The organism is Streptococcus sp. CP1998 (assembly GCF_041026655.1).
GTDB lineage: Bacteria > Bacillota > Bacilli > Lactobacillales > Streptococcaceae > Streptococcus > Streptococcus dentalis.
In genome coordinates this window covers 1,223,867-1,234,773 of sequence record NZ_CP163380.1, presented here as the reverse complement: position 1 = coordinate 1,234,773, position 10,907 = coordinate 1,223,867, and the positions used below count along the sequence as shown (strand labels likewise).

Annotated in this window: 11 protein-coding genes; 10 read left to right on the top strand and 1 reads right to left on the bottom strand. The window is 44.1% G+C overall.

Annotated elements, in window-relative coordinates:
* The first annotated feature begins 131 nt into the window (after window positions 1-131).
* From uvrC to ldcB, 10 genes are all read left to right on the top strand, one after another.
* Window positions 132-1,967: an excinuclease ABC subunit UvrC gene (uvrC, locus tag AB4X21_RS06345; protein ID WP_369087673.1), complete on the top strand. Its 1,836-nt coding sequence runs from the start codon at window positions 132-134 to the stop codon at window positions 1,965-1,967.
* Window positions 1,968-1,977: 10 nt separating this feature from the next.
* Window positions 1,978-2,820: a metallophosphoesterase gene (locus AB4X21_RS06340; protein WP_369087672.1), complete on the top strand. Its 843-nt coding sequence runs from the start codon at window positions 1,978-1,980 to the stop codon at window positions 2,818-2,820.
* 148 nt (window positions 2,821-2,968) lie between these two features.
* Window positions 2,969-3,574, top strand: a complete 606-nt coding sequence (locus AB4X21_RS06335) for a nitroreductase family protein (RefSeq protein WP_031573669.1) — start codon at window positions 2,969-2,971, stop codon at window positions 3,572-3,574.
* Window positions 3,575-3,608: 34 nt separating this feature from the next.
* A complete protein-coding gene (gene pepV / locus AB4X21_RS06330; protein ID WP_320910637.1) occupies window positions 3,609-5,015 on the top strand; it encodes a dipeptidase PepV in 1,407 nt (468 codons plus the stop codon).
* 53 nt (window positions 5,016-5,068) lie between these two features.
* A complete protein-coding gene (locus AB4X21_RS06325; RefSeq protein ID WP_320910638.1) occupies window positions 5,069-5,653 on the top strand; it encodes a uracil-DNA glycosylase family protein in 585 nt (194 codons plus the stop codon).
* Between the two features lie 12 nt (window positions 5,654-5,665).
* Window positions 5,666-6,157, top strand: a complete 492-nt coding sequence (locus AB4X21_RS06320) for a prolyl-tRNA synthetase associated domain-containing protein (protein ID WP_320910639.1) — start codon at window positions 5,666-5,668, stop codon at window positions 6,155-6,157.
* A 20-nt stretch (window positions 6,158-6,177) separates the two neighbouring features.
* Window positions 6,178-6,462 carry a rhodanese-like domain-containing protein gene (locus AB4X21_RS06315; RefSeq protein ID WP_070449063.1) on the top strand — a complete coding sequence of 95 codons (285 nt, stop codon included), beginning with the start codon at window positions 6,178-6,180 and terminating at the stop codon, window positions 6,460-6,462.
* Window positions 6,463-6,626: 164 nt separating this feature from the next.
* Entirely contained in the window at window positions 6,627-7,703 is a 1,077-nt protein-coding gene (locus AB4X21_RS06310) for a DUF6574 domain-containing protein (protein WP_369087671.1), read from the top strand.
* Window positions 7,704-7,769: 66 nt separating this feature from the next.
* Window positions 7,770-9,557: a hypothetical protein gene (locus AB4X21_RS06305; protein ID WP_320910641.1), complete on the top strand. Its 1,788-nt coding sequence runs from the start codon at window positions 7,770-7,772 to the stop codon at window positions 9,555-9,557.
* A 10-nt stretch (window positions 9,558-9,567) separates the two neighbouring features.
* Window positions 9,568-10,347 (top strand): LD-carboxypeptidase LdcB/DacB, encoded by a 780-nt coding sequence (gene ldcB, locus AB4X21_RS06300; RefSeq protein ID WP_155126016.1) that lies wholly within the window; start codon window positions 9,568-9,570, stop codon window positions 10,345-10,347.
* 29 nt (window positions 10,348-10,376) lie between these two features.
* On the opposite strand, the gene AB4X21_RS06295 is transcribed toward ldcB, so the two are convergent.
* Window positions 10,377-10,886 (bottom strand): DNA topology modulation protein, encoded by a 510-nt coding sequence (locus AB4X21_RS06295; protein WP_369087670.1) that lies wholly within the window; start codon window positions 10,884-10,886, stop codon window positions 10,377-10,379.
* Window positions 10,887-10,907: the final 21 nt, after the last annotated feature.

The following is a 10,907-nucleotide window of genomic DNA, read 5'->3' as shown; positions in this document are numbered from 1 at the left end:
AGATAAAAGATTGAGGATGAGTGTCTGATATACCATTTAATAATTATTTTTTACTTGGTGAAGGTGGATAACAATAATACAAACATACTAGAGAGAGGCTACCCCCTCTCTTTTTTGCTATAATAGAGAGTATGAATAACTTGATTAAATCCAAGCTCGAGCTCTTGCCGACGAGTCCGGGCTGTTACATTCACAAAGACAAGAACGGTACCATCATCTATGTGGGGAAGGCCAAGAATCTTCGCAATCGGGTGCGGTCCTATTTCAGAGGAAGCCACGATACTAAGACAGAAGCACTAGTATCTGAGATTGTGGATTTTGAGTTTATCGTCACCGAGTCCAATATTGAGGCCTTGCTTCTTGAGATCAACCTCATCAAGGAGAACAAGCCCAAGTACAATATCATGCTCAAGGACGATAAGTCCTATCCCTTCATCAAGATTACCAATGAGCGCTATCCGCGCCTCATCATCACGCGCCAGGTGAAAAAGGATGGTGGTCTCTATTTTGGTCCCTATCCAGATGTGGGAGCGGCCAATGAGATCAAGAGGCTTTTGGATCGGATTTTCCCATTCCGCAAGTGTACCAATCTGCCTTCCAAGGTCTGCTTTTACTACCATTTAGGGCAATGCATGGCCCACACGGTCTGCCACAAGGACGAGGCCTATTTCAAGGGCATGGCCCAGGAGGTTTCTGATTTCCTCAAGGGGCAGGATGACAAGATTATCGATGAGCTCAAGCTCAAGATGAATACCGCTGCGCAAAACATGGAATTCGAACGGGCGGCCGAGTACCGCGATCTAATCCAGGCCATCGGGACCCTACGGACCAAACAGCGGGTCATGGCCAAGGATTTGCAGAATAGAGATGTCTTTGGCTACTACGTGGACAAGGGCTGGATGTGTGTGCAGGTCTTCTTTGTTCGTCAGGGCAAGCTGATCGAGCGTGACGTCAATCTCTTTCCTTACTACAATGATCCAGACGAGGATTTTTTGACCTATGTGGGGCAGTTTTACCAGGAGAAATCTCACCTGATCCCCAATGAAATCCTGATCCCTCAAGACATCGATGAGGAAGCGGTCAAGGTTCTAGTGGATACCAAGGTTCTCAAGCCCCAGCGTGGGGAGAAGAAGCAGTTGGTCAATCTGGCTATTAAAAATGCGCGTGTCAGTCTGGAGCAGAAGTTCAATCTCCTTGAAAAATCGATGGAGAAGACCCAAGGTGCTATTGAAAACCTTGGAAAACTCCTGCAAATCCCAACTCCTGTGCGCATTGAGTCCTTTGACAACTCCAACATTATGGGGACCAGTCCAGTCTCAGCCATGGTGGTCTTTGTCAATGGGAAGCCAAGTAAAAAGGACTATCGCAAGTACAAGATCAAGACCGTCGTCGGACCAGATGACTATGCCAGCATGCGGGAGGTCATCCGCAGACGCTACAGCCGCGTCATGAGAGATGGCTTGACGCCACCAGATCTGATCGTTATCGATGGGGGTCAGGGCCAGGTCAATATCGCTAAACAGGTGATCCAAGAAGAGTTGGGGTTAGATATTCCCATTGCAGGTCTGCAAAAGAATGACAAGCACCAGACCCATGAATTGCTCTTCGGTGATCCCCTTAAAGTCATCGAACTCTCTCGAACCTCGCAGGAATTTTTCCTCCTCCAACGGATCCAGGATGAAGTCCACCGTTTCGCCATCACCTTCCACCGCCAGCTCCGATCCAAGAATTCCTTCTCCTCCCAGCTGGACGGCATCGAAGGTTTGGGACCAAAACGCAAGCAGTTGCTGATGAAGCACTTCAAGTCGCTGACCAAGATCAAAGAAGCTACTGTAGATGAGATTGTCACAGTCGGCATCCCGCGAGCAGTCGCGGAGGCGGTGCAAGCCAAGCTCCAACAAGGAAAGCAGGAAGAAGCAAGTCCCTTGATGGAAGTGGCGGAGGCTTCTGAACCATACCAATCATAAGGAGTTTATAATGAACCATCGAATCGCTATTTTATCTGATATCCACGGAGATACGACAGCCCTCAAGGCAGTGATTGCGGATGCGCGTGCTCTAGGCGCGACGGAATACTGGCTTTTAGGGGATATTTTGCTACCGGGGCCTGGAAGAGAGGACCTTTTTGAATTGCTGGATGCGATACCTATTACAGTGGCTGTTCGTGGAAATTGGGACGATTGTGTCCTAGAGGCTTTGGATGGCGAGTACGGTCTTGAGGATCCGCAGGAGATCCAACTTCTACGTCTTACTCAGTATCTTATGGAAGGACTAGATCCTAAGCGGATCGATTGGCTTCGCTCCCTTCCATTGGTAGAGAAGAAGGAGGTCAACGGTATTCGCTTTTCACTGACCCACAATTTGCCAGAAAAGAATTATGGTGGAGATTTGCGTCCAGCAAATGCGACGGAGAACTTTGACCAATTGCTGGATGATCAGACGGATCTGGCGATCTATGGTCATGTCCACAAACAGATACTTCGCTATGGCAGTCAGGGCCAACAGATCCTCAATCCGGGGACTATTGGCATGCCTTATTTCGACTGGGAACCAATTCAAAACCATAGAGCTCAGTATGCTCTGATCGATGTCGAAGAAGATGGGGTGACCAACCTGCAATTTCGTAAGGTGGCCTATGACTATGAAGCAGAGCTCCAAGATGCTAAGGACAAGGGCCTTTCCTTTATTGAGATGTACGAAGAATTGAGACGCGAGGATAACTATCGGGGCCATAACATCGAGCTTCTAACTAGCTTAATTGAGAAATACGGTTATGCCAAAGAAGTAGCTGCCTATTTCAATCTTTCCAATGAATCATAGATGGGTCTCTTGTGTATTCAACCTATAAAAAAGAAGCGGATTTTCAAAATGTCCGCTTCTTTTTTCACAATCTTAGGCTGTAAAACCCTGCAAGCTCTTTCATTTTGTGTTAAAATAGAGGTAACAGAAATAGAAAAGGAAGAAGCTTATGAAATTTCTAGAGCTCAATAAAAAACGCCATACGATCAAGCATTTCACTGACCAACCGGTCGATCCAAAGGATGTACGGACTGCCATTGAGATTGCAACCTTGGCCCCTAGCGCCCACAATAGCCAGCCTTGGAAATTTGTGGTCGTTCGTCAAAAAAATGCGGAATTGGCAAAATTAGCCTATGGTGCAAACTACGATCAAGTCATGGAAGCACCTGTGACCATCGCCCTCTTTACAGATACTGATTTGCAAAAACGGGCTCGCAAGATTGCACGTGTCGGTGGGGTGAAAAACTTCACAGACGAGCAGTTGCAATACTTTATGCAAAATCTTCCTGCTGAATTTGCACGCTATGATGCCCAACAAACAAGTGATTACTTGGCTTTGAATGCTGGTCTTGTGGCCATGAACTTGGTACTTGCTTTGACGGACCAAGGCATTGGAACCAATATTATCTTGGGATTTGATAAATCAAAAATCAATGAAGTATTGGACATCGAAGAGCGTTTCCGTCCAGAAGTCTTGATTACGGTTGGCTACGCGGCTGAAAAAGTAGAGCCAAGCTATCGCTTACCAGTGGACGAAATCATTGACAAACGCTAAGCCAATTAGCAAATAGAAGATTGAGGAGGAATTCATGACAACAGTTGACTTTAAAGCAGAAGTAGAAAAACGTCGCGATGAGATGATGGCTGACCTATACAGCCTCTTGGAAATCAATTCTGAACGCGATGACAGCAAGGCAGATGCAGAGCATCCTTTTGGACCTGGTCCTGTAAAAGCTCTTGAAAAATTCTTGGAAATTGCCAAACGTGATGGCTATGAAACCAAGAATGTCGACAATTATGCCGGTCACTTTACTTTTGGTGAAGGAGAAGAAGAGCTTGGGATCTTTGCCCATATGGACGTCGTGCCTGCAGGTAGTGGCTGGAATACAGACCCTTACAAACCTGAGATTATCGATGGCAAGCTCTATGCGCGTGGTTCATCAGATGACAAGGGGCCTACAGTAGCTTGTTACTACGGCTTGAAGATTATCAAGGATCTGGGATTACCTGTATCTAAGCGCGTGCGCTTCGTGGTCGGTACTGATGAAGAATCTGGCTGGGGCGATATGGATTACTATTTCAAACACGTCGGACTTCCCGAGCCAGATTTTGGTTTCTCACCAGATGCGGAATTCCCAATCATCAATGGGGAAAAAGGAAACATCACTGAGTACCTTCATTTTGGAAATGACAACACTGGAAGTGCCCATCTTCATAGCTTTACAGGTGGCCTTCGTGAAAACATGGTACCAGAGTCAGCGACTGCAGTCGTTTCTGGACAACTTCCAGATCTTGCTGGCCTCTTAGATACCTTTGCTAAGGAACACCAGCTTCAGTATGAAATCTCAGCTGTTGATGAAGAAACCTATACCGTTACGATTGTTGGGAAATCTGCTCATGGATCAACTCCTGAAGATGGGATCAATGGTGCGACCTACTTGGCTCTCTTGTTGAACCAATTTGATTTTGGTGGTGCTGCTAAGGCTTACCTTCATGTGACAGCTTCACTTCTTCACGAAGATTTTGCTGGTGAAAAATTAGGTATTGCCTATACGGATGCCAAAATGGGACCATTGAGCATGAATGCAGGTGTCTTCCATTTTGATGATAGCCAAGCAGACAACACTATTGCCCTCAATATCCGTTACCCCCAAGGTACAGATCCTGAAACCATCAAATCCACCCTTGAAAAGATTGAAGGAGTGGCTACAGTAAGCTTGTCCGCTCATGGTCACACACCTCACTATGTTCCGATGGATGACGAATTGGTATCCACTCTCTTGCGTGTTTACGAAAAACAAACTGGCCTCAAAGGACACGAACAAGTGATCGGTGGTGGTACCTTTGGTCGTCTCTTGAAACGTGGGGTTGCCTTTGGTGCTATGTTCCCAGACTATGTCAATACCATGCACCAAGCTAATGAGTTCGCAGATGTCGAAGATCTCTATCGTGCAGCTGCTATTTACGCAGAAGCTATCTATGAACTAATCAAATAATCCACTACTCGGCCAGTTTTTTCTGGCTGAGTTTTTCCATAGAAGGAGGACTTATGTCAAGGATTGAAACCATTAAACAAGTCATTATGGCAGATCCTCAAAATAAAGAATATACGGATAAAGGAATCGAGCCACTCTTTGCAGCTCCAAAGACAGCTCGCATCAATATCATCGGACAGGCACCTGGACTGAAAACACAAGAAGCAGGCATTTACTGGAAGGATAAGAGTGGTGATCGCTTGCGCGAATGGTTAGGAGTTGACGAAGACACCTTTTATAATTCTGGTTTGTTTGCGGTCATTCCCATGGATTTTTATTTCCCAGGGCATGGAAAATCTGGTGACCTTCCACCTCGCAAAGGCTTTGCGGAAAAGTGGCACCCTCAACTTCTCAAAGAGTGTCCGGATATTGAGTTGACCCTCCTGATTGGACAATACGCCCAAGCATACTACCTTCATGAGAAGGTTAGTGGCAAAGTAACCGAACGGGTCCACCATTTTAAAGATTATTTGCCAACCTATTTTCCACTCGTTCACCCTTCCCCTCGCAATCAAATCTGGATGGCTAAAAATCCTTGGTTTGAGGCAAAGGTGGTGCCGGAATTGCAAACCTTAGTACAAGAGATCATTCAAAAATAAAGGAGAGCGACGATGGATCCTTATCAACAAGTTAAAGAAAAATTAGATGAGTTAGGCATTTCATTTGACGTGGTGGAACACCCACCTGCCTTTACGACGGAGCAGGCGGATTCTTATATTGAAGGCTTAGAAGGTGTCCGGACCAAGACCATGTTTTTGACCAACAAGAAGAAAACCCAATACTATCTGCTCATCATGGATGACCAGAAGCCATTGGATATGGATGATTTCAAAGAGCAAGTGGAAGCCAACCGGATCCGCATGGCCTCAGCAGATTCTTTAGCTAAAAAAATGCAATTATCGCCAGGAACGGTTTCTCCATTTGGTTTATTGAACAATGAAGAAAAAGATATTCGAGTATATTTCGATAAAGACATTGTGTCAGAGGAGATCATGACCTTCCATCCCAATACCAACGAAAAAACGATCTTTATTAAAACCCAAGACTTGTTCCGATTTTTAGAGTCAATTGGCTTTAGCTATGAAATTCTAACCCTTCCATAACATAACTTATAGGAGAAATCATGAAAGAAATTCCATTTTCAAGCTTTTACCAAGCTTATCAAAAAGGAGACTTACACGTTCTTGATGTACGCGAGCAGGAGGAATATGATGCCCTTCACTTAGATGGGGTTCGTCTTCTTCCCTTATCTGAGTTAGCAGATCGCTACCAGGAATTAGAGAAGGATCATCCCTATTATGTCATCTGCAAGTCAGGTCGACGTTCAGCACGCGCTTGCCAATTTTTGGAAGAGCAAGGCTATGATGTGACCAACGTCCAAGGTGGCATGGATGCATTTGAATCCTAAAAAATGACCTCTGAAAAGAGGTTTTTTCTTTACTAATTTCTAAAAATGAGTAGAATTTGTATGTTTTTCAAAAGATATTACAGGGATTTTCCAGTCTTTCATTGAAAATGGTTAAGAAATTTTGTATAATATCCTAGTATGAACAATAGTTAAGGAGATTCATTATGTCAAAACAAGATTGGCTGGATTATTTCGAAGCCGTAAATGGTCGTTCTGCTAGTGCAGAAGAAATTGCTCAAGCACTGGCTGCAGGAGAATTTCAAGAAGAAGTAGTGGTTCCAGAAACTCCACAAGCTCCAGAATTTGTCGCAGCGCCAACTGCACCTGTGGAAGAACCAGTTGCTGCTCCACAAGCCCCAGAGTTTGTCGCAGCGCCAACTGCCCCTACTGAAGAACCAGTTGCAGCTCCACAAGCCCCAGAGTTTGTTGCAGCCCCAACTGCACCTTTTGAAGAGCCAGTCGCGCTCCAGTTCAAGAGCCTGCCCCTCAAGCTCCCAACGAATGGACCTGTTTTCCAACAAGCTCCACAACAAGCTTACCAACAACCTACTCAAGCAGCTTATCAACAAGCTCCTTACCAAGGTCAACCAGGACAACCTTATCCTGGCCAACCAAGTCAATTTGGTGTAGCCGTTGGTGGTTACTGGAATTGGTTCCTTTCAGCTTTGAAACGTCCAACTGCTGTAGAAAATCCAAAAGCTCTTAACGGAATTTTACAGTATGTCTTAACTGCCTTTGTCTTGACCCTATCAACTTTCTTCACAGCTAGTGGAGCTACAGGTGGTTATGGAATGGATTTCCGTGCCTTTATGTTGACATTGATTTCCCTATTCTTTAGCGTTTACGCCTTCCAAGTAGCAGGATTCTTTGTTCGCCGTGTACTTCTTCAAGATAAGGAATACAGTTATAGTCGTTCATTTGAAGAATTTGGACGTTTGTCTGTCTACACTTTGCCACTTGCCCTTCTTGCTTTCTTAGTAGGTCTTGTAAAAGTTTATGAATTTTATGGCTTTGTAAATTTCTTTATTTTCTTCTTGTTCTTTGTTGGAACATGCTATGTTGTTCATCAAGGTTTGAACAAGACAAGCTTTAAAGCAGATAAATTCTTACTTCTAGTAGCATCATTTGTTGTCTTGCTTCTCATTGCCATCTTTGTCATTTATGTGAATGCTCGTATTTTAGAACAAGTAGCCGTAGGATTTATTCCAAGTGCTCCAAATTTCTCTAACTTTGGATTCTAACAATATCACAAAACGGAAGGTGGGGGGACCCACTTTCCCTATTTTATAATGAGGGAGAAGAGATCCATGCAAAAGAAATGGGTTGAATTATTTGAAAAAGTGATCGGTCGCAAACCGTCACCAGAAGAGTTTATGGCTGGGAAAGCTTGTGGATTTGATTTGAAACAAATTCAGTCTATCGCAGGGAATGCCCCAGCAGAGGAAGTCGCTCCTGTTGAGGAACCAGTGCTTGAACCAGTTGAAGAAGTGAAGAATGTTGATCCACTTCTAGCAGCTCGTCAGGCTTGGTTGCAACATTTTGAAGAAACCTATGGGCGCAAGCCAAGTGCAGAAGAATTTACCGCGGCTAAAAGTCAAAACTTTGAGTTTTTTGTAGGACCTGTTCCTGAAGCAGAATTTGCGAACCCAGATGCAACAGAAGTAACACAGGAATATGTGCCTCAACAGCCGACTCAAGCGTATACGGCTCCACTTGCTGCTGAGCAAACGCAGGTCTTTGCTGGTCCAAATGTTACAGAAGCAGGTCCAGCTCAGAAAAAACAAAAGGCTCCTAAAACGAAGGGTGGAAAGAAACTTTCCAAGAAGAAAATTGGGATTATTTCTGCTATTGCAGTCCTTGTGATCGCTATGGTAGCAGCCTTCTTTTACTTCCAGTCAACAACGCGTGTCGAAGTGACTGCAGATAAATTTATTAAGGCAGTGGACACCAAGGATTATCGCGAAGCAGCAGATCTACTTTCAACCGATAACGATAAATGGACAAAGGATGAAGCCGAAAGCTTTATTACCAGCATGGAAGATCAAGGGGTCGATATCGGCACAGAGTTGAACAAGATCATTGATAATGGTGGAGAAGGCAGCTATACGGATAAATCTGGAAACAAGATCTTTGGTTTGGAAAAAGCGGACAAGAAATTTGGAATCTTCCAAGAATACCGTGTGGCCAGCTATCCAGTACAAGTGAAGGTCAAGACCAATTTGGACCAAGCCAAACTCAAAGTGGCTGCCAATAAAACGGTAACCTTGAAAAAAGATGCAGTGACAGATCTTGGTTCTTTCCATTACAATACAAAAGAAATGGAATTAACTGCTAAAACAGAGGTCGGAAATGTTACTTCTAAGATCCATCTCAATCCTAAAAAAGCAACCAAGAATAATTTAGAATTGCAGTTGAATTCTGAAAAACGCAATTTAGAAGTTGAGTTTCCAGATGAAGTTGAAAACCCAACAGATGTGAAGGTTGTGGTCAACGGCAAAGAAGTCGGAACGAGCACGACCTTTGAGGTAGATAGCATCCCTTATCAAGAAATTGAAGTACATGCCGTCTTCAACATGAATGGGGAAACCTATACAACTGAAAAGGCTAAGGTGACGATTGAAGAGGGTGAGAACGATCCGATCGAACTTAAACTAGCCAAAGATACCCTAAAACGCATCAAGAGTGCACAAGATGCTAAGAAAGCGCAAGCAGCCAAAGAAGAACAAAATCGGACCTTGGCAGAAGAGTTCTTGAAAGAGTACCGCGACGCTGTCTTTAGCTCAGTTTCAAATCGAAACAACACCTACTCTAAATACTATGACACACAAAGTCAAGCCTACAAGGACATGGTTGAGTTCACAACTGGTGATGGGGTTCGAAAGGCTAAAATTGACTACTATACTCCAGGAGCTTTGGACATTCAAAGTGTCACGGAAGAAAATGGTGTGGTGACGATCAAGACTTATGAAGACTTTACCGTGCATTATACAGATAGCCATCCAGATTCACAAAACCGCAAGTACAAGACCTACACCTTGAAAAAAGTAGGTGCAAGTTATGTGATTACGGATATTGTCGTAACAAAAGAATCATAGGAGATTCCCCATGAAAGCAAGATTTTCCAAATTAACTTTGGTGACAGTTGCCTTGTTAACCCTGACAGCTTGCTCCCAATCTCAATCCACTAGTTCTAAATCTTCTGCAAAAGAAGAAACTAAACAAACGCAAACCAAGTTTTCCAAAGAAACGTCTTCTACAAAGGATACGTCAAAAGAAACTGGCAAAGAAGAGTCGTCAAAAGCTGGCAAGTCAGATGTGAAAGTGGACTCTGGTGTCAGCTATAATGGTTCTTACTATAGTGTAAAAGGGAAATATGGTGAGGTCATGATCGCCAACAAACATTATCCCTTGTCGCCTGACTTTAACCCAGGTGAAGATCCTGAAGCTGTTTCAGCCCTTCATGAATTGATCGCAGCCATGCAGGCAGAGGGTTATCCAATTAGTGATCAATACAGTGGTTTTCGTAGCTACGACACCCAAGTTGGCCTCTATCAAAACTATGTCAATCAAGATGGTCAGGAAGCAGCAGATCGTTATTCCGCAAGACCGGGTTATAGTGAACACCAGACAGGTTTGACCTTTGATTTGATCGATACCAGTGGTAATCTGGTGACAGAACCTGGACCAAGTAAGTGGTTGCTCAAGAATGCCGCTAAATATGGCTTTGTGGTTCGTTACCAAGAAGGAAAAGAAAAAGTGACAGGCTACATGCCAGAAAGCTGGCATCTCCGCTATATCGGAAAAGAAGCACAAGATATCGCGGACTCAGGCTTGAGTCTGGAAGAATACTATGGCTTCACCGGTGGCGATTACGTTGATAAATAAAAAAGGTTGGGATTGATATCCCAACCTTTTTATTGTATGTTTTTTAGAAACGCATCTAGCTCTTTTTGATTCTTGAGAGAGAGAAATTTCCCAGGGTAGGTGGAGTGGATGCTTTGATACCTTTCTCTGGCACTTTTTGTTCGTCCATCCCAAAGGATCCAACGGATGAATTCCCAGTCAAAGCGTTCAGGGCGACCTGTCGCCATACTCTCACGGACGCGTCCCTTATAACGGCAGTATCGTTTCCAGGCTCTAAAGAGGCAGTTCCAACGAGAGAAGTTGAGAAAGATAATCTGGTCGGCTTGCTCCATTCTCTCCTCATAGCAGCACCAAGAGTAATTGCCATCAATGACCCAGTCTCTATGATGTCTAAGAAACTGTTTCATCTCTTTCTCCATCCAATCCCGTTCACTGTCTATCCAACCCGGTTGAAATTGAAGGGTGTCCATATGTAGCTTGGGAATGGAGTAGTAACGAGCTAAGTTTTCAGCCAAGGTAGATTTTCCAGATCCAGAATAGCCGATAATAACAATTTTCATAAGCACCTCTCAAAAATTTAG